Below are 23,628 nucleotides of genomic sequence, written 5' to 3'. Positions count from 1 at the left end.
CGGCGCTCGGGGGGTCAGCCGGCGGCCTCCTCGCGGATGCGGCGCCACGCCTCCCGCACGTGCTTGTCACGCGTGGCGGGCGAGCCGATCGCCATGCGCAGCAGGACGCGCCCGCCCACCTTGGTGTGGGTGAGGTAGAGGGCGCCGGACGCGTTGAGCCGCTCCATCAGCCGCAGCGTCGCCGCGTCGGCCTCCTCGTCCGGCATGCCGTCCCAGCGCGGGCGGAAGCAGACGAGGCCGAACGGGTGCGGCGTCAGCAGCTCGAATCCGGGGTCGGCGTCGATCCAGGACGCGAGGTCCCGCGCGAGCCGCACGCCGGTGCGGACGTGCTCGCGCAGCCCCTCCGCCCCGTACCAGCGGATCACCGACCACAGCTTCAGCGCGCGGAACCTGCGGCCGAGCGGGATCTGCCAGTCGCGGTAGTCGATGACCTCGCCGGACGTGGTCGCCTGGTTGCGCAGGTACTCCGGCAGGATCGACAGCGCGCCGATGAGCGGTCCCCGGTCGGCCACCCACATCGCGTTGCAGTCGAAGTTGGTGAGCAGCCACTTGTGCGGGTTGGTGGAGTAGGAGTCGGCGTACCCGGCGAGCCCGTCGTTGACCCAGCGGAACTCCGGGCAGACGGCGGCGACACCCGCGTAGGCCGCGTCCACGTGCAGCCAGACGCCGTGCCTGCGGCAGACCTCGCCGATCGTGGGCACCGGGTCGACGGCCGTGGTGGACGTGGTGCCGATCGTCGCGCAGACCATCACCGGCAGCGCGCCCGCGGCGGTGTCCTCGGTGAGCAGCGCGTCCAGGTGGGCGGGGTCCATCGCGAGGGTCGCGGGGTCGACGTCCACGACGCGGACGTTCGCGGCCCCGATCCCGGCGATCTTCGCGGCCTTCTCCAGGGACGAGTGGGTCTGGGAGCTGATGTAGAGGGTGTGGCGCCGGGTGATGCCGTCGCGTCCGGCGGCCCCGCCGTCCGCGCGGTGGAGCGCCGCCAGGATCGCGACAAGGGCGGCGCTGGACGCCGAGTCCTGGATGACGCCGCCTCCGGTGCCGTCGCTGCGGAACCGGCCGGGCAGATCCAGCAGCTCGGCCAGCCAGTCGATCGTCCGGGTCTCCAGTTCGGTGCAGGCGGGGCTGGTCGCCCAGAGCATTCCCTGGACGCCGAGCCCGGCCGACAGCAGGTCACCGAGGATCGCGGGGCCGCTGGCGTTGGCCGGGAAGTAGGCGAAGAAGCCGGGATGCTGCCAGTGCGTGATCCCGGGCATGATCACGCGGTCGAGGTCGGCGAGGACGGCGTCGAACCCCTCGCCCTTCTCCGGCGGGCTCGCGGGCAGGGCGTTCAGCACCTCGCCCGGCCCGGCCTGGGACAGCACCGGATAGGACTCGATCTTCTCCTGGTAGTCGGCGATCCAGTCGACGACCTGCCGGCCGTACCGGCGGAACTCCTCGGGCGTCATGTGTCCGGCCACCGCGTGCCTCCCCCTGCCGCGCGTCCTCACTCCGCCCGGATCATAGGGCCCCTACCGAGATGGGCGCTCTGCCGGGTTCACCGGATCGGCGCATGTTTGGGTGCGGCGGCCCGGGAACGCTCTGACCGTAGGCGCGCAGGGAGGACGAACGATGCCGGACCAGAGCGACAAGCACGGCCCGAAGCTCGACGACGAGATCGGCCACGAGACGCGGGGCATGGTCCGCGGCGGGCATCCCACGCACGCCGAGGAGTTCAGGGAGACCGAGCCGTTCTCCAACGACCACCCCGCGGACCCGGCCGCTCTGGGCGCCCACGCGCGCGAGGGCTCCCCGCCCGGGATGAGCGCGCGGGACGTCGCGGGCCGCAGTGCCCTCGCCCGGATGCTCACCGGGGTCCGGTACCCGGCCCGCCCGAACGAACTGGTCCGGCACGCCGCCGAGGGCGGCGCACCCGACGACGCGGTCGAATTGCTGCGGACGCTGCCCAAACGCGAGTACGAGAACGTCGCCGACGTCGCCGAGCAGCTCGGCTACGGCCGCGAGGAACGCCGCTACTAGCCGCCGCCGCGCGGGCTGCCCGCGGACGGCGCGGTCGCGGAGCAGCGGGATCCGGCCGACGAGGGCGGCGGTCTCGGGCCGGTGCGGCCGATCGCGGGCGCCGGCCCGTCCCGAGACATCCGGCCTGCCCTGTCAGCTCCTCCGCTCCTTGTCCTCGCCCGGGACGCTCCCGATCCGGCGCGGTTCGTGGACGGTCCGGTCGGCGGGCTGCCCGCACCAGTGGCTCAGGGCGTCGCGGATCTCGGCGGCCCGCAGGTCCGGCGCGGTCTCGTCGGTGGCCCACGCGATGTAGCCGTCCGGGCGCACCAGCGCCGTCGTCCGGGTCGCGCCGCCGGCGAGCGCACAGTGCACGCGGCCCGCCCACCGCTTGGTCGCCAGATAGGTGACGGCCGGGTCGTTCGCCGCGACGACCAGCACGAACCGCCCGTCGCCGAGAAGTTCGTGCAGCCGGCCGGGGCTGCCCGCCAGCGGGACGTCCGGGGCGCGCCGCCTGGTCAGCCGGTGCGCCCCGCGCGGCGCCGGGTAGGCGATGCCGATGCCGGAGACGGCGCCCGCCGCGCGCCGCGCGACCGGCCGGACATGCGCCGCCGCCCACGCCGCCGCGCCGCGCACCGCGCGCAGCCACAGCGGCTCGGCCAGCGCGAACCGCAGCAGCGCGCCGCTGCCGCGCAGCACCTGCCGCCCGACCGGATGCCGTTCCTCGTGGTAGCTGTCGAGCAGCCACGACGGCGCCCAGCCCTGCAGCTCGGCGGCCAGTTTCCAGCCGAGGTTCGCCGCGTCCTGCATCCCGGTGTTCATGCCCTGCCCGCCCGCCGGCGAGTGGACGTGCGCGGCGTCCCCGGCCAGGAACACCCGGCCCACCCGGTACCGCGGGACCTGCCGCTCGTCGCTGCGGAACCGGGACGTCCAGCGCGGGTCGCGCATGCCGTGGTCGGTGCCGAGCGCGCGGCGGGTCACCTCCCGCAGCTCGGCCATGTCGACGGGCTCGGAGTCGGGCGCCCGGTGCCTGCGGTTCCAGGCGATCACCCGATACCAGCCGTCGCCGAACGGGGCGAGGAACGCGAACGCGTCGCCGACCGCGCCGACGGTCAGCACATCGGCGGGCGCCTCGTCCAGCCGGACGTCCGCGAGCATCACCGACCGCAGCACCGCCTGGCCGGGGAACGGCAGCCCGAGCTCCCGCCGGACGGTGCTGCGGACCCCGTCCGCGCCGACGACGTACGACGCGCGGCGCGTCCCGGTCCCGCCGCCGGCCGTGCGGCACTCGACGTCCACGCCCGCCGCGTCCTGGCGGAGCCCGACGGCCTCGGTGCCGTACACGATCTCCGCCCCGGCCGCGAGCGCCCGTTCCTTCAGGACCCGTTCCGTCTCGTACTGCGGCGTGACGAGCACGAACGGGAAACGGCCCGGCAACCGCGAAAGGTCGAGGGCGGCCGAGCCGAGCAGCCGCAGCGCGCCCACCCGCTCCCCGGTGGCGATCAGCTCACCGGCGACACCGCGCGCGTCCAGCATCTCCAGGGTGCGGGCGTGCACGGCGAACGCCCGCGTCAGGTTGCTCGTCTCCGCCGCGCGGCGTTCCAGCACCGTGCAGCCGATGCCCGCCACGGCCAGGTCCCCTGCCAGCAGGAGGCCCGTCGGGCCCGCCCCCACGATCAGCACGTTCCCGGTCGGCCTTCCCGTGGGCGCCATCACGCTCCCCTCTCGACGGTCGGCCGGCGGCCCGGCCCTCGCCCAGGGAACACTTCCCACCAACCGCCCGTCCTCACCTACCCGGAGGCCCGATGCGGCAAGGGTTTCTCACCCCTGGGCGGGGTTCTTCCGCGCGCTCCGGTACCGGGTGTCGCGGGTCAGGATCGAGACGGCCTTGACGGTCGCGTAGCCGCGCCATTCCAGCCGGGCGGCCGGCGAGTAGCTGGCGAAGTCGACGAGCCACCCGCCGTCGCTCTGCTGCTGCTCGTCGAGACGCCGCAGTTCGGCCTCCACGACCTCGCCCTTGAACAGTGCCCTGGCCGGACGGCCGGGATAGGGCGCGAAGTCGAGCGGCCGCATCATCTCGCCCTCCAGGCCGCCTTGGACGTGCACGAGACCGTTCTCCGGGATGTGCTCACCGAGCAGAGCGATCGTTTCGCTGTCTTCCACGGCGTCGGCCAGCCAGAGCGCGAACGCAAGCTCCAGCGCGTGCAGTTCGTCCTTCGCCCGGATGGTGTCGAGGCAGTAGCGGGTGGCGCGGTCGAGCCAGGGATGCCTGGCCACGGCCCCATCATGAACGGCGACGCGCTGGGCCATCGCCGCGACCACCGCGGTGATCTGCAACGAGGACACCTCCGGGTCGGCGCCCGTCCAGAACGGCGCGCACCCGGCGGGATCGGGGATGGGCAGCGCGAAGGGGATGCCGCCGTCCGGCAGCGTCACCGACTCCAGCCAGTCGCAGAGCGCGACGGCCTCGGGAGCGGTCACGGGCGCCAGTTCCTCGAACACCTCGAACGCGTGCAGCGCCGGACCCGGCTGACTCGTCCGCGACCGCAGGTCGGGTTCGAGCCCGTGGCCATAGCCGCCGTCGGGGTTCCGGTAGGCGTTCAGCGCGGCCGGCAGGGCGTCCCTGTCGCCGTCACCGGTCAGCAGTTCGAAGCGGCGGCGGTCGAGCGGACGCGCGTGCATGGCCATGAAGTCCGATGCCCTGTCGAGGTTCATGACTCCAGCGTGACCGCCGGCGGCGCACTCGTCTTGCAGGTTTCGGCCATCAGGGGGCAAGGAACGGCTGCATCACCCGCGACCAGGTCGTCCGCTACCCCTCCTGCAGCGCGAGCCCCAGCGTCCGGAACTGCTCCACCGGACGGTGGTAGCCGCGCTCGATGTGGTGCACGCCCCTGAGCGTGGACGGCCCCTCCGCGACCGCCGCGGCCAGCACCGCCGAGAACCCGGCCCGGATGTCGGGCATGGTCACGTCCCCGCCCCGGAGCTTGGTGACGCCCCGCACCACGGCCGAGTGCAGAGCCGCCGTGTCGTGATACCGGCAGGCCGGGCCGCCCAGGCACGTGTCGTAAACCTCGATCTCCGCACCCATGCTCTGCAGCGCGGGCACATACGCAAGCCGGTTCTCGTACACGGTCTCGTGCAGCACCGACATACCTTCGGCCTGTGTGAACAGGACCATCAGGGGTGTCTGCCAGTCCGTCGCGAACCCCGGATGGGTGTCGGTCTGCACCGCCGCGGGACGCAATCCGTCCGGCGCCGACGCCATGATCCAGTCATCGGTGATCTCGAACTGCGCACCCATGCGGGTCAGCGTCGTGATCGCGGTGACCAGCCGGTCCTGCGGGCAGCCGTGCACCCGCACCTCTCCCCCGGTGACGAGCCCCGCCACCAGGTAGGAGAACGCTTCGATCCGGTCACCGTCCAGCCGCGTCTGCGCGCCGCTCAACCGCTCGACGCCCTCGACGACGATCCGCCGGTCGGGCGCGAACGAGATCCGCGCCCCCATCCGCTGCAGGAACAGCGCCAGCTCGATGATCTCCGGCTCCGTCGCCGCGTTGCGGATGACGGTCTTCCCCTCCGCCCGTACGGCCGCGAGCAGGACGGTCTCCGTCGCGCCGACACTCGGATACGGCAGCTCGATGCGCGTCCCCACCAGCCGCGTCGCCCGCGCGTGGATCCCGTCCGCCGCATACGTCATCTCGGCGCCGAACGCCCGCAACGCGTCCACGTGGAAGTCGACGGGCCGCCTGCCGATCGGGTCGCCCCCGACCAGCGGCACGAACGCCTCCCCCGCCCGGTGCAGCAGCGGCCCCAGCATCAGGATCGGGATGCGGTTCAACCCGGTGAACGCCTTGCCGACGCTCGGGTCCGACACCGGCCCCGGCACGACCGTCACCTCACCGCCGGCCCGCTCCACGGACATCCCGACGTGCTCCAGCATCCCCGCCGTTATGCCGACCTCGCCGACGTCCGGCGCGTTGCCGATGGTGCTCGGCCCGTCCCCCAGCATCGCCGCGACCATGTGCTTGCTGACCGCGTTCTTCGCCCCCCGCACGGTCACGTCCCCGCGCAACGGCCCCGACGGCTCGATCTGCCAAACCTTCTCACTCACCCGAGCAGCCTACGGTGTCACCACCGCCCACCCGGTGGATTCGCCCCGATCCCGGCACGTCCGCCCCGGCCAGCGCCGGAGCGACGGCCGCCGGAGCCGCTGATTCGGCAGGTCGAGCGCGCATGGCGGCCATCACGGAACGATGATCCTGTCGCAGCCGTCCGCAGAGGTCCTGGCGTGAGCCTCCGAGGCCACCGGCTCATCAGTGCGGGGCCCGCCCGCCCCCTTGCCTGCGGCACACATGCTGCATGTCGGCGTACTCCTTGATGTGCAGAGCCGAGTACACGTAAATGCGGAGCTGCCTGGTGCGACCGATAACGTACTGGGTTGTGAAGGCTGAAGATCCCAAGGAACTGGTCCGGCGCGGATATGACCTGCTATCTGAACGTTACGAGCAGGAGTTCGCGGCCGACGGTAAGTACCAGTCTTGGATCGCGGAGCTATGTGAGCGGCTTCCCGCGCAGGCTGCGGTGCTGGACATCGGATGCGGCTGCGGCATACCGGTCGCTCGAGATCTGAGTGATGCAGGCCATCGTCTCACCGGGATCGACATCAGCGAGGTTCAGATCCGTCGGGCTCGCGTGCTGGTTCCCGGCGCCGCCTTCATGCACGGTGATGTCACAACCGTGGAGTTCGCGCCCGCGTCGTTCGACGCGGTGGTGGCGATGTATACATTGATCCACATCCCTTTGGAGCAGCAGCGACTGTTGCTGGAACGGATCGCTGCCTGGCTGCGCCCTGGTGGATGGTTCCTGGGCACCATGGGGCATCTCGCGTGGACGGGGACCGACAGCGACTGGCTCGGCAGCGGGGTTGCCATGTGGTGGAGCCACGCCGACGCGGCCACCAACCGGGACTGGATCACACGGTCTGGTCTGATCGTTCAGGCTGAGGAGTTCGTTCCTGAGGGCGATAGCGGCCACGTCCTGTTCTGGGCTACCTCCCCTGATGACGGAACAGAGTCGCCGGCATCGCCTCACCAAACTGGATGACGTCTATGAAATCTCATCCGGCGGCGGTGGCTTCGGTCATCCGGTTCTTGAGCCGGGTGGCTGGGGCCGTTGATCGCGAGGACTTCGCAGTGATGCGGGAGGCGGTCGAGGATGGCGGTGGCCAGCACTTCGTCGCCACCGCCGAGGGCTGTGCCCAGGCCGCCCTGGCGTGTTCCGCCTCGGCAAGCCCACGACGCCAGTGCACGAAACGGGAGATCGCGGAGCGACGGTCTGAGAGGACGTTTGATCCTGAAATTTGGTGATAGGTGACGATCCTTGTGTGCGGCGACCTCGCTCGGAGAACAACACGGGAGCCGGTTGAGACAGGCGAGGCAAGAGCGGTACTTCCGGAGCCATGTTTATGACTGTTCGTCTGTCTCATCCCAAAATGAGAGCCCGCGTCTGGTTTTGCGGATGGCCACGGCGGTCTGACCTGTACGACCTGACGGCCGCGCCCGTGGCCCACGGCATCCACCCGGCATTACGCCCGTACCATGACCGAACGCCTCCGCTACCCCAGCGACCCGTCCGACGCCCGCTGGGAGCTCATCGAACCGATCCTGACCGCCCGGCGCGACCGGCGCCGCGCCGGGGTCCTGGACATCGGCCGTCCACCCGAACATGACCTGCGCACCATCATGGACACGATCCTCTATGTCGATCGCACCGGCATCCCCTGGCGCCACCCGCCCCACGACCACCCGCCCCGGCAGACGGTGCACGGCCACTTCCGCCTCCGGCGCGACGATGAGATCTTCCCGCGGATCTCCGGGCTGTTGCACCGCCCGGTGCGCATGCACAAGGGCCGCGCCGCCGAGCCCTCGGGCGGCGTGATCGACACCCAGAGCATCAAGACCTCCAGCAACGTCCCGGCCTCCGACCAGGGCATCGACGCCGCCAAGAAGATCGTCGGCCGCAAACGCAGCATCGTGGTCGACACCCTCGGACTCCTGCTGACAGTCCTGGTCACCGCCGCCTCCGTCCAGGACTCGGCCGCCGGCACCACCCTGATCGATCAGATCGCCACCCACCATCCCAGCGTCCGCAAGACCCGGGTGGATGGCGGCCACCGCCAGCACCTGGTCGAACACGCAGCCACCCGCGGCATCGACATGCAGATCGTCCAACGCGATCCCAGGACCCGCGGCTTCACCCCACTGCCACGCCGCCGGGTTGCCGAGCGCACCCTCGGCTGGCTCATGCTCCACCGCCGCCTCGCCCGTGACCACGAGACCCTGCCGAGCAGCTCCCAAGCCATGATCCACATAGCCGCGATCGACCTGATGAGCCGCCGCCTCACCGGCGAAGCCACTCTCACCCGGCGCGGAACCTGACCCGGAATCAAACAGAATCCACAGGATCAAACGCCCTCTGAGACACAGCCAGACGATGGTCGCGCCGGTGCAAAATGTGTGGGATGGCACCGACGCGACCATGGCTCTGACCGCTGTCGAGCAATCCGATCTTGCCTCAGCGGAGGTTGCACGAGCGTTGCGTCCCCGCGGGTATCGCCTGTCCGTGGCGTCACCTGGGCGTCCTGCGGGTAGACAGTCTCGGGGTCGCCGCCGACCTTTGCCGAGAGTGGTGAAGTCTCAGCGGTCCCGAGGACCGAGGTGACGCCTTCGGATTGTCCGAGACACCTTTCCCATGCCGGGACATTCTCCCGGAAAGCACGAGGAGCTCCTCGTCACCGGCCACACAGAATGCCTGCGCGTGCTGCGAGAGCAGGACACGCACCACCGCTGACGGAATTCCACCGTATGCGCCCACGTTCCCGACGCTGCCAGCGTGGGACCGCCCTGAGCATCGCGTTCATCGAGACCTCGTCGGCAATGCCTTCGCGCCGGGCCGGATCGGACAATACCGGCCGAGGGTCGAGGCCCTCAGCACCGGACTCTCATCCGACTTTCAGCGCCAGCTCGCATGTCTGTCTCGGCGCTTCCTCCGCACGGATTGAGCTGTGCGTGCTCCTGCGGGAGCTCCCCGTGCTGTCCCAGTGCGCGCCTGCACCAGGCGCCGGACGAAGTCCTCTGGAACACATCGGCCACCATCCGAGGACCGGCTGAACTCTTGCGCGAGCTCACCCCGCATACGCACATCCCGGGGGCCTTATCCTTTGGTCCATGATCCATCCGGGGCCGGGCTGGGAACGGCGGATAGCCGATCTCTGGGCCGCTTTCGACGACCACACGCCCACGGGCTTCCTTGAAAAGATCATGGAACTGACCGGCGAACTCCCACCTGGCAACGCCGTCGCCGAATACGAGTTGGCTTCCGCACATGACTCCATCGGCAACGAGGAAGAGGCGGCACTCCACTACCGGCGGGCTTTCGCCGCCGGGCTGGACGGGCCTCGCCGCCGCCAGGCCACAATCCAGTTCGCCAGTACCCTCCGGAACCTCGGCCAGGCCGAGGAGAGCGTGGCCCTTCTTGCTGCGGAACGAGATGCCGGCTCCGATGACCTCGACGACGCCGTCACCGCATTCTTGGCGCTCGCGCTCACCGATGTCGGACGCGAACGGGAGGCTGCAGGGCTCGCACTCGAAGCACTGTCACGGCATCTGCCCCGCTACAACCGTTCGCTCTCCAACTACGCGAAAAAGCTGCTGGAAAACTGAAAACCCCAGAAATGAGAAGGGCCCCGCCGGTAACGGCGGGGCCCTTCCACAATATGAGTCCGGCGGTGTCCTACTCTCCCACACGGTCTCCCATGCAGTACCATCGGCGCTGAAGGGCTTAACTTCCGGGTTCGGGATGGGACCGGGTGTTTCCCCTTCGCCAAAACCACCGAACGACCAACCCCAACACCCCACCAAACGGGGGTGCGGGAAGACTCGTCCGAGCGTCAGGCTCGGTATTCACTTTTTGCTGCGGTACCCGGTTGTTTTCCGGGAACCACACAGGGACGCGAACAACTACACGCAACACATGCGGCGATTTGGTTTGAACGGATCATGTGTTCAAGCCACTCGGCCTATTAGTACCGGTCGACTCCACACGTCACCGCGCTTCCATCTCCGGCCTATCAACCCGGTCGTCTACCGGGGGCCTTACACCCCACAACGGGGGTGGGAGAACTCATCTTGAGGAAGGCTTCCCGCTTAGATGCTTTCAGCGGTTATCCCGACCGAACGTAGCCAACCAGCCGTGCCCCTGGCGGGACAACTGGCACACCAGAGGTCCGTCCGTCCCGGTCCTCTCGTACTAGGGACAGACCCTCACAATTCTCCTACGCGCGCAGCGGATAGGGACCGAACTGTCTCGCGACGTTCTAAACCCAGCTCGCGTGCCGCTTTAATGGGCGAACAGCCCAACCCTTGGGACCTACTCCAGCCCCAGGATGCGACGAGCCGACATCGAGGTGCCAAACCATCCCGTCGATATGGACTCTTGGGGAAGATCAGCCTGTTATCCCCGGGGTACCTTTTAGCCGTTGAGCGACACCACTTCCACACGTAGGTGCCGGATCACTAGGCCCTGCTTTCGCACCTGCTCGACACGTCCGTCTCACAGTCAAGCTCCCTTGTGCCCTTGCACTCGCCACCTGATTGCCAACCAGGCTGAGGGAACCTTTGGGCGCCTCCGTTACACTTTAGGAGGCAACCGCCCCAGTTAAACTACCCACCAGGCACTGTCCCCCACCCGGATCCACGGGTGCGGGTTAGACGCTCAAAACGACCAGAGTGGTATTTCACCAGCGACTCCACCGGCACTGGCGTGCCGGCTTCACAGTCTCCCACCTATCCTACACAAGACGCTCCAAGCGCCAATGCCAAGCTATAGTGAAGGTCCCGGGGTCTTTCCGTCCTGCTGCGCGAAACGAGCATCTTTACTCGTACTGCAATTTCGCCGGGCCTGTGGTTGAGACAGCGGGGAAGTCGTTACGCCATTCGTGCAGGTCGGAACTTACCCGACAAGGAATTTCGCTACCTTAGGATGGTTATAGTTACCACCGCCGTTTACCGGCGCTTAGATTCTCAGCTTCGACCCCCAAAAGGGATCTAACCGGTCCTCTTAACGTTCCGGCACCGGGCAGGCGTCAGTCCGTATACCGCGTCTTACGACTTCGCACGGACCTGTGTTTTTAGTAAACAGTCGCTTCCCCCTGGCCTCTGCGACCCCACCCAGCTCCCACCGCAAGGGCGTTCACCGGGCGTGGTCCCCCTTCTCCCAAAGTTACGGGGGCAATTTGCCGAGTTCCTTAACCACAGTTCACCCGATCGCCTCGGTATTCTCTACCTGACCACCTGAGTCGGTTTAGGGTACGGGCCGCCGATACACTCGCTAGAGGCTTTTCTCGACAGCATGGGATCACTCACTTCACCTAAAACGGCTCGGCATCACATCTCACCCTCAACGGCGCACGGATTTACCTGCACACCGGGCTACATGCTTACCCCAGGACAACCATCGCCTGGGCTGAGCTACCCTCCTGCGTCACCCCATCACTCACCTACTACCCCCTCGGGCCGACCGCTAGCACCGAACCGAGCCCGAAGGCTCAACCCGGGATTCGGGGTCTTAGCATCAGAGGGTTCAGCGTTGGCGCATACCAGCGGGTACGGGAATATCAACCCGTTGTCCATCGACTACGCCTGTCGGCCTCGCCTTAGGTCCCGACTTACCCTGGGCGGATTAGCCTGCCCCAGGAACCCTTGGTCATTCGGCGCACACGTTTCTCACGTGTGACTCGCTACTCATGCCTGCATTCTCACTCCCACAGCCTCCACCACTCGATCACTCGGCGGCTTCACCGGCTGCAGGACGCTCCCCTACCCATCAACACATCACATGTCAATGCCACGGCTTCGGCGGTGTGCTTGAGCCCCGCTACATTGTCGGCGCGGAATCACTTGACCAGTGAGCTATTACGCACTCTTTCAAGGATGGCTGCTTCTAAGCCAACCTCCTGGTTGTCACGGCAACTCCACATCCTTTCCCACTTAGCACACGCTTAGGGGCCTTAGCCGATGATCTGGGCTGTTTCCCTCTCGACTACGAAGCTTATCCCCCGCAGTCTCACTGCCACGCTCTCACTTACCGGCATTCGGAGTTTGGCTGACGTCAGTAACCTTGTAGGGCCCATCAGCCATCCAGTAGCTCTACCTCCGGCAAGAAACACGCGACGCTGCACCTAAATGCATTTCGGGGAGAACCAGCTATCACGGAGTTTGATTGGCCTTTCACCCCTAACCACAGGTCATCCCCCAGGTTTTCAACCCTGGTGGGTTCGGGCCTCCACACCGTCTTACCGGCGCTTCACCCTGCCCATGGCTAGATCACCCCGCTTCGGGTCTACAGCATGCGACTGAAAACGCCCTATTCAGACTCGCTTTCGCTACGGCTACCCGCCACCGGTTAACCTCGCCACACACCATAACTCGCAGGCTCATTCTTCAAAAGGCACGCCATCACGAACACCACCCGAAGGCAGTGAGGACGCTCTGACGGCTTGTAGGCACACGGTTTCAGGTACTATTTCACGACCCCTCACCGGGGCACTTTTCACCTTTCCCTCACGGTACTGGTCCGCTATCGGTCATCAGGAAGTATTCAGCCTTACCACGTGGTCGTGGCAGATTCACACGGGATTTCACGGGCCCCGTGCTACTCGGGAACACACCCAAGAGACGTCATGATTTCACCTACCGGGCTCTCACCGTCTACGGCCGGCCATCCCATACCGTTCGGCTATCACAACATTTTGTAACTCTTCGCTGGACTGGTAGATCCAACCGGATGATCCCACAACCCCGCACACGCAACCCCTACCAGGTATCACACGCGCACGGTTTAGGCTCCTCCGCTTTCGCTCACCACTACTCACGGAATCACTATTGTTTTCTCTTCCTGCGGGTACTGAGATGTTTCACTTCCCCGCGTTCCCACCAACCTGCCTATACATTCAGCAGGCGGCGACACCCCATGACGGGTGCCAGGTTTCCCCATTCGGAAATCCCCGGATCAAAGTCTGGTTGCCGACTCCCCGAGGCATATCGCAGGCTCCCACGTCCTTCATCGGCTCCTGATGCCAAGGCATCCACCGTATGCCCTTAAAAACTTGAACACACGAAACGATCAAAACAAATCGCAGACAAGAACACGATCCAAAGACCGCGTTCTCGCCAGAGATGCTCGCGTCCACTGTGCAGTTCTCAAAAAACAACCGGGCCCACCAGAACCCCACCCCCCATCACGGAAAGGTGCGGTGTCTGGTCCCGCAGTCCGAGGCCACCGGGCTTAAGCCCGTTCCCTCAGGACCCAACAGCGTGCCCAGCCTGCCGACCACCCGGAGCTCGTCGTTCCCACTCCCCGACCCGCAAGAGGTCAAGGCGGTACTTGCCGAGCCGCGCGGCCCGCAAACTGAATAGCCAGTGCTCCACATCTATGAGCAGCCACCTGACGGACGTGCGCCGTCAACGGCGGCCACCGACCCAGACACCCCTAAAGGGGGTCGCCTGAGCCAGTTGATGCTCCTTAGAAAGGAGGTGATCCAGCCGCACCTTCCGGTACGGCTACCTTGTTACGACTTCGTCCCAATCGCCGGCCCCACCTTCGACCGCTCCCCCCACACAAGGTGGTTGGGCCACGGGCTTCGGGTGTTGCCGACTTTCGTGACGTGACGGGCGGTGTGTACAAGGCCCGGGAACGTATTCACCGCAGCGTTGCTGATCTGCGATTACTAGCGACTCCGACTTCACGAAGTCGAGTTGCAGACTTCGATCCGAACTGAGACCGGCTTTAAGGGATTCGCTCCACCTCACGGTATCGCAGCCCTCTGTACCGGCCATTGTAGCATGTTTGCAGCCCAAGACATAAGGGGCATGATGACTTGACGTCATCCCCACCTTCCTCCGAGTTGACCCCGGCGGTCTCCCATGAGTCCCCACCACTACGTGCTGGCAACATGGAACGAGGGTTGCGCTCGTTGCGGGACTTAACCCAACATCTCACGACACGAGCTGACGACAGCCATGCACCACCTGTCACCGGCCCAAAAAGGACCCACCATCTCTGATGGTTTTCCGGCAATGTCAAGCCTTGGTAAGGTTCTTCGCGTTGCGTCGAATTAAGCAACATGCTCCGCCGCTTGTGCGGGCCCCCGTCAATTCCTTTGAGTTTTAGCCTTGCGGCCGTACTCCCCAGGCGGGGCGCTTAATGCGTTAGCTGCGGCGCGGAATCCGTGGAAGGACCCCACACCTAGCGCCCAACGTTTACGGCGTGGACTACCAGGGTATCTAATCCTGTTCGCTCCCCACGCTTTCGCTCCTCAGCGTCAGTACAGGCCCAGAGAACCGCCTTCGCCACCGGTGTTCCTCCCGATATCTGCGCATTTCACCGCTACACCGGGAATTCCGTTCTCCCCTACCTGCCTCTAGTCTGCCCGTATCCACCGCAGACCCACGGTTAAGCCGTGGGCTTTCACGACGGACGCAACAAACCGCCTACGAGCTCTTTACGCCCAATAATTCCGGACAACGCTTGCGCCCTACGTATTACCGCGGCTGCTGGCACGTAGTTAGCCGGCGCTTCTTCTGCAGGTACCGTCACGTTAGCTTCGTCCCTGCTGAAAGAGGTTTACAACCCGAAGGCCGTCATCCCCCACGCGGCGTCGCTGCGTCAGGCTTCCGCCCATTGCGCAATATTCCCCACTGCTGCCTCCCGTAGGAGTCTGGGCCGTGTCTCAGTCCCAGTGTGACCGGTCGCCCTCTCAGGCCGGTTACCCGTCGTCGCCTTGGTAGGCCATCACCCCACCAACAAGCTGATAGGCCGCGAGCCCATCCCCAACCGAAAAACTTTCCACCACCACCAGATGCCCGGAGTGGTCATATCCGGTATTAGACCCAGTTTCCCGGGCTTATCCCAGAGTCAGGGGCAGGTTGCTCACGTGTTACTCACCCGTTCGCCGCTCGAGTACCCCCGAAGGGGCCTTTCCGCTCGACTTGCATGTGTTAAGCACGCCGCCAGCGTTCGTCCTGAGCCAGGATCAAACTCTCCATTAAGGTCCAACGACCACACCAGGGAACAAACCCCGGCCGGCCAAACCTTGAAGAAAATCCCAGCACACACAACCCCCCAAGGGGGCCGTGTATTGCCTCAAAGAAATCCCCACCACCCCCACAAATGGAGGATGGCCACGGGGCGACCCGGCCAAAAAGGCCGAGCCGATAAAGGCACTGGCTTTTAACACGCTGTTGAGTTCTCAAGAAACGGACACCCACCGCGCCGAACCCCGCTCCCGCGGACCCCGGCTCCGGGGCAACCCTTCTAACTTACCCGGTTCGCTCCCGTTGTCAAGCCGATCAGCGAAGATCTTTTTGACGGTCGGAGGCGTCCCAGCCCCCCACGCGACGACTCACCCCCAGGCCGAAGACCTGGCGAAGACCATCTCGTAGGAGGTGCCCTGCGGGCCGGCCACCTCGCGGCGTCCTGCATCCCGTTCTAGGCTGTCAGGCCATCCTACATCAGTCCGAGCGACGCTCGAACCGTTTCGGAGGTCTGATTCCCCGGGGCCGGCCGCCTTGCGGCGTCCCGCGTCCCCTCGGGGCAGATGAGACATTAGGGTCCCCCGCAGGCACCGTCAAATCGCGTCATCCGCGCATGGGGCCGATCTTGTCATCCGAACACACCATCGGCCCTGCTGACCTCGTCCTTCACGCACTACGTGCGGTGGGTCACAGTGAGATACCGTGCGCAGACCGCTCGTCTCGCGGTATCCGAGGCCGAGGGGCGGCGTTGGCTCCCGGCACGACACTCGGCCGAGGTCAGGAGGACACCTCGTGAATGCGCCCGCCGCCATCCGCACTTCCGCGGAGCGTCTCGTGGTCGCCGCGACGATGGGACCGACGATCCATGACGTGCACGCCTGGCGGTTCAAGGTCGTTCCCGGGCTGATCGAGGTGCACGCCGACCCGGACAGGTTCCGGCCCGTGCACGATCCCGCTGGACGGAGCCTGCACCTCAGTAGCGGCGCGGCGCTCGTGAACCTTCGCCTGGCCGCCGCCCAACTCGGGTACGAGGCCGTGGTGCGGCTGCTTCCGGACGCCGGACGCCCGGCGGTCCTCGCCTCTGTACGTCTGGCCGGCCGCCACAGAGTGACCCGCGAGGAGCGCCTCCTCTACGCCGCGACCTTGAAGCCCTTCCTCGCCGCCCGTCCTCCGTCGGGCATGCGGCCCGCTCCTCCCGTCCTCAACGAACTGGGGGAGGCGGCGCGCCTCGAAGGGGCCACGCTTTACCCGCTTCCGGAAGAGCGGGGGGCGAAGGGCCGGCGCGCGGTTCTCACGACCCGTGGCGACTCTCCCGCGGAGTGGCTCCGCGCGGGGCAGGGCCTCCAGCGCCTTCTGCTGTGCGGCATCGCCCGTTCGGTCGTCACGTCGTTCATGTACGAGACGGGCGACGTGCCGGGCATGGAGGACCTTGCGGAGCCGGGCGAAGTGCCGCAGGTGCTCTTGGAGCTCACCTTGGGCGTCGGCGCGCGTCTACTCAAGCCGCCTGTAGCTCGACAGGACGAAGGACAACGGCGCCGACAATGGGTCCGGTAGCCGCTGCAGGCGCTTCCGGAGCCGATCGGCCGGGACATGGTGCGCGCTGGGCCCCATCCCCACGAGCGTGGCCACCTCGTCGTGGGTCAGGACGACCTCCGTCTCGATCTCCTGACGCGAATCGAACTTGAAGTAGCCGGCGAGCGCGGCGTCCATGCGTTCGATCTTGTGCCTGTCGATCGACAGGAGGCCGAGCGGCTCCACGAGGGTGCGGAGATGCCGGGGCGAGGGGGTCATGACGAACAGGAGCCCGTCGTCGCGGAGCACCCGGTGGAACTCCGCCGCGTTGCGCGGCGCGAAGACGTTCACGACCGTGTCGGCGACACCGTCTCGCAGCGGGAGCGGGCGCCATAGGTCCGCGACGACGGCGCCCGCGCGCGGATGCGCCTTGGCCGCGCGGCGGGCCGCGTGCTTGGAGATGTCCAGCGCGAGACCCACCGCGCCGGGCGACCGGTCGAGTATGCGGCCCAGGTAGTACCCGGTTCCGGCGCCCGCGTCGACGACGAACGCGGCACCGGCGCGGGAGACGCTCAGTGCCAGCCTGTCCGCAGGTTCCTGGAAGTAGCCCGCTCTGAGGAACTGGTCGCGCGCGCGGACCATCTCCGGTGTGTCGGCCGTTCCCGGCCGGGCGTTGCCGGGCAGAAGGTTCGCATAGCCCTGTCGCGCGATGTCGAAGGTATGCCCGCTGGGGCAGAGCAGTCCGCGGTCGGCCAGTTCGAGGTCGGCTCCGCAGACGGGGCACACCAGGTATGGGACGACATCGGCGAGCATCCGTCCATCATCGTCCATGGGGAGGGCGGGGCGGGTGCCGCCACTCGGTTCTTTGCCCTCATGCCGTCCTTTGACCGCCCCCACGTCCGCTGGACGCCGGGGCCGCGCAACCCGGCGGGACCGGCGGTCAGGTCTCCGCGCGCCGGCGGACGTCCTCCATGTCGAGGGCGCGGACCTGTTCGATCACGTTCTCCAGCACCGGTTCGGGCACCGCGCCCGGCTCGGCGAAGACGATGAGGCCGTCCCGGATCACCATCAGCGTGGGAATGGACCTGATCCCGAACCGCTCCGACAGCTCGGGCTCCGCGTCGGTGTCGACCTTCCCGAAGACGATGTCCTTGTGCCTGCCCGCGGATTTCTCGAAGACGGGCGCGAAGCGTTTGCACGGTCCGCACCACTCCGCCCAGAAGTCGACCAGCACGATGCCGTCGGCCTGGGCGACCTCGTCGAAGTTCTCAGCGGTCAGTGTGACCGTCGCCATGTCGGTTTCTCCTCTGTCGGGGTATCAGGACATAGAGCGGCTGACAGCCTCGCAGTATTCCCCACCCGGGAATCACAGAGCGGTAATTAGCGTTGTCCTCTTAGGGAGATCGCACCGGAGAAGGGTCAGGATGGCTGCAACCCGTACAAAGGGCGACAGGGTCGATGTCACCGACAAGGATCTTGTCGGTGCGTACCTCGACCGGATCGGCCGCACCCCCCTGCTCGACGCGCAGGGGGAGGTCGATCTGGCCAAGGCGATCGAAGGGGGCCTGTACGCCGAGCAGCTCCTCGACGAGGGGAAGGTGCCCGCGGGCGCGACTCGTGAGGAGCTGGAGGAGCTGGCCGCGGCGGGGCTGCGCGCGAAGCAGCGCTTCGTCGAGGCCAACCTGCGGCTCGTGGTCTCGATCGCCCGGAAGTATCCGACCGATTCGTTGCCCCTCATCGACCTGATTCAAGAGGGGAACCTGGGGTTGATGCGCGCGGTGGAGAAGTTCGACTACCGCCGCGGCTTCAAGTTCTCCACATACGCGACATGGTGGATCAGGCAGGCGATCGGGCGCGGGCTCAGTCACACGGCCCGCACCATCCGGCTGCCGGTCCACGTGGAGGAGGAACTTTCGCGGCTGCGGCGCGCGGAACGCCAGCTGGGCCGTGAGCTCGGCCGGGAACCGAACCGGGAGGAGCTCGCCGGGGCGTTGGGCGCCGATGCCGACCATGTGGACGAGCTGCTGCGCTGGCGGCGCGACCCGGCGAGCCTGGACGCGACCGTCGACGACGCCGGCGAGACGTCGATGGGCGATCTGCTGGAGGACCCGGACGCCGTCACACCGGAGGCGGAGATCCTCGCCCTGGACGACATCGAGGGCCTTGGACGGCTGCTCGACCGGCTTCCGGAGCGCGAGTCGGCGATCCTGCGCGCCCGGTTCGGGATGGACAGCGGTCAGCCGCTGTCGTACGCGCAGATCGGCGCCCGGTACGGCCTGAGCCACAACCGGGTGCGGCAGATCACCGACCGTTCGCTGCGGCGGCTGCGGCAGCTGGCGAACGAGACGGACCTGAGCGGCCGCAGGACGCCGGCCGGCGGATCGGGCTCCGCGCAGGAGCCCGCGACCGCCGCGAGCCGGGCGGCCTGAGCACGGCGGAAGCGGGCGGTTCCGGTGCGCCGGGACCGCCCGCTTCCGCGTCCGCGGCCCCGTGCCCTTTTCCGGGCGCGGCCGGGCTCACCGTCCGGCGCGGGCGGGCGGTGCCTTAGCCTTTCAGCGTGAGCAGATCCGCCGTCACCGGGGACCTCGACGCCTGGCGCGCCCTCCCCGCCCCCCAGCAGCCCGAATGGGACGATCCGGATGAGGTCCGGGCCGTCGCCGCCGAACTGGCGACCCAGCCGCCGCTCGTCTTCGCCGGCGAGTGCGACCAGCTGAAAGCACAGCTCGCGGATGTCGCGCGCGGTGAGGCGTTCGTCCTGCAGGGCGGCGACTGCGCCGAGACGTTCGAGGGGTCGACCGCCGACGCGGTGAAGAACAAGCTGAAGACGCTGCTGCAGATGGCGGTCGTGCTCACCTACGCCGCCAGCGTCCCGGTCGTGAAGATCGGCCGGATGGCGGGCCAGTTCGCCAAGCCGCGGTCGAAGCCCGTGGAGGTGCGCGGCGGCGTCGAACTGCCCGCCTACCGGGGCGACGCGGTCAACGGGTTCGCGTTCGACGCCGCATCCCGCCGCAACGACCCGACCCGGCTGCTGAGGGCCTACCACTGCTCGGCGGTGACGCTGAACCTGTGCCGGGCGTTCACCAGGGGCGGGTACGCCGACCTGCGGCAGGTGCACGCGTGGAACCGCGACTTCGTCCAGCAGAGCCCGGCGGGGCGCCGCTACGAGCAGCTCGCGGCCGAGATCGACCGGGCGCTGACGTTCATGAAGGCGTGCGGGGCGAACCCCGACGAGTTCCACGGGGTGGAGTTCTACTCCAGCCACGAGGCGCTGCTGCTGGAGTACGAGCGGGCGCTGACCCGCATCGACCACCTCAGTGGCCTGCCGTACGACGTGTCCGCGCACTTCCTGTGGATCGGTGAGCGCACCCGGCAGCTGGACGGCGCGCACGTCGAGTTCCTGCGGCACATCCGCAACCCGATCGGGGTGAAGCTCGGCCCGACGACGTCCGCCGACGAGGCGCTGGCGCTGATCGAGCGGCTGAACCCCGACCAGGAGCCGGGCAGGCTCACCTTCATCACCCGGATGGGCGCGGGCAAGATCCGGGACGCGCTGCCGCCGCTGATCGAGAAGGTGCGCCAGAGCGGCGCACCGGTCGCGTGGATCTGCGACCCGATGCACGGCAACACGTTCGAGGCGCCCAGCGGGCACAAGACCCGGCGTCTGGACGACGTCCTGGACGAGGTGGCGGGCTTCTTCGAAGTCCACCGGGCGCTCGGGACCCACCCGGGCGGCATCCACATCGAGTTCACCGGTGACGACGTCACCGAGTGCGTCGGCGGCGGCGAAGGGCTCGCCGAGACCGACCTGCACCAGCGGTACGAGACGGCGTGCGACCCGCGGCTCAACCGGGGCCAGTCGCTGGACCTGGCGTTCATGGTGGCCGAGCTGTACCGCAAGTCCGTCTGAACGTTGGGGTGGCCCACCGGCCGGTGGGCCACCCCAACGGAAAGTCTTCCGGGGCGGCACGTTCCAGGGCGGAATCCCTGTGTCAGATGTCGACCTCGGCCCACACGACCTTGCCGCCGGTCACCGGGTCGGCGCCCCAGGAGTCGGCGAACCTGTCGACGATGAACAGGCCGCGGTGCGACTCGTCGAGCGGGCCGGGCACGGTCAGCCGCGGTAGCTGGGCGGCGCGGTCGCGGACCTCGACGCGGACGCGGCCGGCGCCGCGCAGCAGCCGCAACTCCAGCGCGGTGCCCGCGTGCCGGACGGCGTTCGCGACGAGTTCGGCCACGATCGCGGTGACGAGTTCCTCACGCTCCATCAGCGCCCAGGTGCGCATGGTGCGGGCGGCGAGACGCCGCGCGTACTCGACCGCCTCGGTCTGGGGCGCCGCGCGGAGGGTGGTCTCGGTCATCGGGTCGGTCACTCCGCCCGCTCGCCGTTCTTCATCGCGTCCCCTCACCACCCATCGGAGCCTCCTCCGCCGAGCCCTCGATCAGGAACCGGTCGAGCCCGGTGGTGCGCAGCACGTTCTCGACCCGGCCGTAGGCGCCGGTGACGGTCAGCGTCGCGTTCTGCGCGCGGGCGTGCTTGTACGCCCGGACGAGGACGTTCAGGCCGGAGGAGTCACAGAAGTCGACCGCCGCGAGGTCGACGACGACCGCTCGCTCGCCCGCGTCCACGAGCTCGGTCAGCCGAGTGCGCAGCTCTTCGGAGGAGTGCAGGTCGATGGAGCCGCGCGCGGCGATCGTCGCGCGGCCGTCCTGTCGTGTCGTGTGCAAGGCAAGCCCCACGGCACCCCACCTTACCGATTGTTGGTCTCCATCATGACGCCCGTAGAACGATGAGGGCAATGTCGTCGTTCGACGGCTCGGGCCCGAAGTCGCGCACGGCGCGCTGGATGCGCGCGGCGACGGCGCCCGCGCTCAGCCCGGTGCAGCCCGCGAGCAGCCGTTCGAGGCCGTCGCCGTCGCCCAGCAGCCGGCCGTCGGCCCGCCGTTCAGTGACGCCGTCGGTCACGCAGAGCAGCACCTCGCCGCGGCGCAGGTCGACGACGTCGGTGTGGAAGTCCACGCCGTCGAAGACGCCGAGCAGCGGCTGGGCCGAGGCCGCCTCGCGCACGCTGCCGTCCGGGGCGAGCACCAGCGGGAGCGGGTGTCCCGCGCTCGCCAGCCTGATCCGCACGCCGTCGCGGCGGCGTGCGGCGATCTCGCCGTGCAGCAGGGTGAGCAGCCGGCCGCGCTCCCCCTCGCCGAGGATGAGCCGGTTGAGCCTGGCCAGCACGTCCGGGACGGACATGTCCTCGGCGGCGAGGATGCGCAGGGCGTGCCGGGCGAGGCCGGTGACGGCGGCGGCCTCGGGACCGGTGCCGCACACGTCGCCGATGGCGAACCGCCAGCGGGACGCGGACGCGGGGCCGCCCGGACGCGGGCCGGTCTCGAACACGTCGTAGAAGTCGCCGCCGACCTCGCTGCCCTCCCCCGCGGGCTCGTACACCACCGCGACCTCCAGGCCGGGGATCTCGGGGATGCCGGGGGGCAGGAGGCTGCGCTGCAGGGCGCTGCTCATGGCGGTCTGCGCGGAGAACAGGCGCGCGTTGTCCACGGCGAGGGCGGCGCGGCGGCTGAGCTCCTCGGCCAGCTCGATGGCGCTGCGCGGGAAGCGGTCGCCGGACGGCCGGCCGATGACGATGGTGCCGATGCGCCGCCCGCGGGCGATCAGCGGGAACGCGTAGACGTGGTCGGCGGCGGTGGCGCCGGCGGCGGCGCGGACCTCCTCGGGGGCGGTGGCGAGCCCGTTCCACGGGCCGGGGCCGTCCGTCGGCAGGGCGGCGCCCGCGTGCTCCAGCAGGTCGCGGAGCCCGTCGGCGCGGTTCTCGTCGGCGTGCCAGACGTAGGCGAGCCGGTCGGGCTCGGCCTCGGCGACGGTGTAGACGGCGCACCAGGTGGCCAGCCGGGGGACGACGAGCTGGGCGACCAGCGCCATCGTGCGTTCCTGGTCGAGGGTGCCGGCGAGCAGGTCGCTGGCCTCGGCGACGAAGCTGAGCCAGCCGCGCCAGGACCGTTCCAACTCCCCCACCCTGGCCTTCTCCAGGGAGAGCGACATCTCGTCCGCGAGCCGTCCGAGCCGGGCGCCGTCGGCCTCGTCGAAGCGGCCGGGGACCGACGAGACGGCCACGACGACGCCCGTCAGGCGTCCCTGCGACTCCAGCGGGGCGGCGGCCAGGGACCGCGCCCGCAGGGCGGTCGCGGTGGGGTCGGCGCCGCCGGCCACCCAGGGCGAACCGGCGTGGGCGGCGGGGCCGAGCCCGGCGGCCGACAGTTCGCCGAGCGGCATCTCGGCGGCGGTCCCGGTGGACGAGCCCATGATCATGCGGCCGTCGCGCTCGGTCAGCAGGACGGCGGCGCCCTCCGCGCCGAGGACCTCGCGGACGGTGGCGACGCCGTCCTCCATGGCCTCCACCGCGGCCGGAGAGCTCAGGAGCCGGTCGCCGGCGACGGGGAGGTCGATCGTGTCACCGGCGGAGCCGGCACCGTCCCTGGCCGGTTCCGCCCGGTCATGAGACTTCCGGCCCGCCCTCCCGCGCCTGGCGGTGCCGTTGCCGGCGGCCCGGGCCGGGCCGGCGTCCGCGTCCTGGCCTGTGGCGGCCACGGACGGCACGGCCTTGCTCTCCGTGCCCGGCCGGGGCAGCCGGAACCAGACGCCTTTGGTGCGGTGATCGTAGGAGACGCCCCAGGACGCGGCGATCCGGGCGATCGAGGGCAGCCCGCGCCCGCTGGTCGCGGTGACGCCCGGCATCTCGATGCCCCGGGTGGGGTGCCGGTCGCGGACCTCGATCTTGATGTCGCCGTCCTCCAGCCGGAGGGAGACCTCGAAGGACGTCCCGGCGTAGGCGACCGCGTTGGTGGCGAGTTCGCTGGTGGCCAGCACGGCGTCGTCGGCGGCCTCGTCCATGCCCCAGTCGGCCAGCGCCTTCCGGACGAACCGGCGCGCGTCCGCGACCGCCGTGGCGGCGGAGGGGAAGGTGGCCGACGCCGTCTGCCGATCCAACTGCCGTCCCTTGCTCGAAGCGTCACTACCCGGTCT

The 23,628-nt window shown here is 68.5% G+C and carries 17 protein-coding genes and 3 rRNA genes; 7 read left to right on the top strand and 13 right to left on the bottom strand.

The window, feature by feature from the left end; genetic code table 11:
• Nucleotides 1-14: 14 nt before the first annotated feature.
• A complete protein-coding gene (locus ACQP1N_RS15050) occupies nucleotides 15-1,460 on the bottom strand; it encodes an aminotransferase class V-fold PLP-dependent enzyme (protein ID WP_433231970.1) in 1,446 nt (481 codons plus the stop codon).
• A 151-nt stretch (nucleotides 1,461-1,611) separates the two neighbouring features.
• Here ACQP1N_RS15050 and ACQP1N_RS15045 point away from each other — a divergent pair, with 151 nt between their 5' ends.
• A complete protein-coding gene (locus ACQP1N_RS15045) occupies nucleotides 1,612-2,019 on the top strand; it encodes a DUF2795 domain-containing protein (protein ID WP_067807636.1) in 408 nt (135 codons plus the stop codon).
• Between the two features lie 132 nt (nucleotides 2,020-2,151).
• Here the strand turns inward: ACQP1N_RS15045 and ACQP1N_RS15040 are convergent, their stop codons facing one another.
• The 3 genes from ACQP1N_RS15040 to murA all read right to left on the bottom strand — a co-directional run bounded on the left by ACQP1N_RS15040 (nucleotide 2,152) and on the right by murA (nucleotide 6,106).
• Nucleotides 2,152-3,708 (bottom strand): FAD-dependent monooxygenase, encoded by a 1,557-nt coding sequence (locus ACQP1N_RS15040; protein ID WP_433231966.1) that lies wholly within the window; start codon nucleotides 3,706-3,708, stop codon nucleotides 2,152-2,154.
• 108 nt (nucleotides 3,709-3,816) lie between these two features.
• Nucleotides 3,817-4,710 (bottom strand): hypothetical protein, encoded by an 894-nt coding sequence (locus tag ACQP1N_RS15035; protein WP_067807431.1) that lies wholly within the window; start codon nucleotides 4,708-4,710, stop codon nucleotides 3,817-3,819.
• Between the two features lie 94 nt (nucleotides 4,711-4,804).
• Nucleotides 4,805-6,106: a UDP-N-acetylglucosamine 1-carboxyvinyltransferase gene (murA, locus tag ACQP1N_RS15030; protein ID WP_067807428.1), complete on the bottom strand. Its 1,302-nt coding sequence runs from the start codon at nucleotides 6,104-6,106 to the stop codon at nucleotides 4,805-4,807.
• Nucleotides 6,107-6,435: 329 nt separating this feature from the next.
• On the opposite strand from murA, the gene ACQP1N_RS15025 reads away from it, so the two are divergent.
• A complete protein-coding gene (locus ACQP1N_RS15025) occupies nucleotides 6,436-7,098 on the top strand; it encodes a class I SAM-dependent methyltransferase (protein ID WP_242609063.1) in 663 nt (220 codons plus the stop codon).
• Here ACQP1N_RS15025 and ACQP1N_RS15020 read toward each other — a convergent pair.
• Nucleotides 7,083-7,226 (bottom strand): ATP-binding protein, encoded by a 144-nt coding sequence (locus ACQP1N_RS15020; protein ID WP_407642262.1) that lies wholly within the window; start codon nucleotides 7,224-7,226, stop codon nucleotides 7,083-7,085. The genes ACQP1N_RS15025 and ACQP1N_RS15020 overlap by 16 nt on opposite strands.
• Nucleotides 7,227-7,592: 366 nt before the next feature.
• Between ACQP1N_RS15020 and ACQP1N_RS15015 the strand changes: the two genes are divergently transcribed.
• On the top strand, nucleotides 7,593-8,432 hold the full coding sequence (locus ACQP1N_RS15015) for an IS5 family transposase (protein WP_433231960.1): 840 nt from the start codon (nucleotides 7,593-7,595) through the stop codon (nucleotides 8,430-8,432).
• 789 nt (nucleotides 8,433-9,221) lie between these two features.
• Nucleotides 9,222-9,716, top strand: coding sequence for a tetratricopeptide repeat protein (locus tag ACQP1N_RS15010; RefSeq protein WP_433231958.1), 495 nt, complete (start codon nucleotides 9,222-9,224; stop codon nucleotides 9,714-9,716).
• Between the two features lie 57 nt (nucleotides 9,717-9,773).
• Here ACQP1N_RS15010 and rrf read toward each other — a convergent pair.
• The 3 genes from rrf to ACQP1N_RS14995 form a co-directional block, all read right to left on the bottom strand.
• Nucleotides 9,774-9,890, bottom strand: a 5S ribosomal RNA gene (rrf, locus tag ACQP1N_RS15005).
• A 164-nt stretch (nucleotides 9,891-10,054) separates the two neighbouring features.
• Nucleotides 10,055-13,165 (bottom strand): 23S ribosomal RNA (locus tag ACQP1N_RS15000).
• Between the two features lie 414 nt (nucleotides 13,166-13,579).
• Nucleotides 13,580-15,101, bottom strand: a 16S ribosomal RNA gene (locus tag ACQP1N_RS14995).
• The 16S, 23S and 5S rRNA genes sit together here, the layout of an rRNA operon.
• Nucleotides 15,102-15,920: 819 nt before the next feature.
• Here ACQP1N_RS14995 and ACQP1N_RS14990 point away from each other — a divergent pair.
• Nucleotides 15,921-16,640, top strand: a complete 720-nt coding sequence (locus ACQP1N_RS14990; RefSeq protein ID WP_433231956.1) for a hypothetical protein — start codon at nucleotides 15,921-15,923, stop codon at nucleotides 16,638-16,640.
• Here the strand turns inward: ACQP1N_RS14990 and ACQP1N_RS14985 are convergent.
• Both ACQP1N_RS14985 and trxA read right to left on the bottom strand, forming a co-directional pair.
• Nucleotides 16,578-17,429, bottom strand: coding sequence for a putative RNA methyltransferase (locus ACQP1N_RS14985; protein WP_242608744.1), 852 nt, complete (start codon nucleotides 17,427-17,429; stop codon nucleotides 16,578-16,580). The two genes, ACQP1N_RS14990 and ACQP1N_RS14985, sit on opposite strands and share 63 nt — an antisense overlap.
• A gap of 109 nt (nucleotides 17,430-17,538) precedes the next feature.
• Complete coding sequence (gene trxA / locus ACQP1N_RS14980) at nucleotides 17,539-17,892, bottom strand: thioredoxin (RefSeq protein ID WP_067796743.1); 354 nt, start codon at nucleotides 17,890-17,892, stop codon at nucleotides 17,539-17,541.
• 130 nt (nucleotides 17,893-18,022) lie between these two features.
• On the opposite strand from trxA, the gene ACQP1N_RS14975 reads away from it, so the two are divergent.
• Both ACQP1N_RS14975 and ACQP1N_RS14970 read left to right on the top strand, forming a co-directional pair.
• Nucleotides 18,023-19,027, top strand: coding sequence for a sigma-70 family RNA polymerase sigma factor (locus tag ACQP1N_RS14975; protein WP_067796740.1), 1,005 nt, complete (start codon nucleotides 18,023-18,025; stop codon nucleotides 19,025-19,027).
• A gap of 128 nt (nucleotides 19,028-19,155) precedes the next feature.
• The gene (locus ACQP1N_RS14970; RefSeq protein WP_067796736.1) at nucleotides 19,156-20,505 is read left to right on the top strand and encodes a class II 3-deoxy-7-phosphoheptulonate synthase; all 1,350 of its coding nucleotides are present in this window, start codon (nucleotides 19,156-19,158) and stop codon (nucleotides 20,503-20,505) included.
• Nucleotides 20,506-20,587: 82 nt separating this feature from the next.
• Here the strand turns inward: ACQP1N_RS14970 and ACQP1N_RS14965 are convergent, their stop codons facing one another.
• The 3 genes from ACQP1N_RS14965 to ACQP1N_RS14955 are packed head-to-tail and all read right to left on the bottom strand — an operon-like array spanning nucleotide 20,588 to nucleotide 23,592.
• The gene (locus tag ACQP1N_RS14965) at nucleotides 20,588-20,956 is read right to left on the bottom strand and encodes an ATP-binding protein (protein ID WP_242608745.1); all 369 of its coding nucleotides are present in this window, start codon (nucleotides 20,954-20,956) and stop codon (nucleotides 20,588-20,590) included.
• Nucleotides 20,957-20,987: 31 nt separating this feature from the next.
• Nucleotides 20,988-21,335, bottom strand: a complete 348-nt coding sequence (locus ACQP1N_RS14960) for an STAS domain-containing protein (RefSeq protein ID WP_067796729.1) — start codon at nucleotides 21,333-21,335, stop codon at nucleotides 20,988-20,990.
• Nucleotides 21,336-21,366: 31 nt separating this feature from the next.
• Nucleotides 21,367-23,592 (bottom strand): SpoIIE family protein phosphatase, encoded by a 2,226-nt coding sequence (locus ACQP1N_RS14955; protein ID WP_433231951.1) that lies wholly within the window; start codon nucleotides 23,590-23,592, stop codon nucleotides 21,367-21,369.
• Nucleotides 23,593-23,628: the final 36 nt, after the last annotated feature.

The sequence above is a fragment of the Actinomadura formosensis genome (assembly GCF_050948385.1).
Taxonomy (GTDB): Bacteria; Actinomycetota; Actinomycetes; order Streptosporangiales; family Streptosporangiaceae; genus Spirillospora; species Spirillospora formosensis.
The sequence above is the reverse complement of the archived record's forward strand: the minus strand, read 5'-3'. Positions and strand labels throughout refer to the sequence as shown.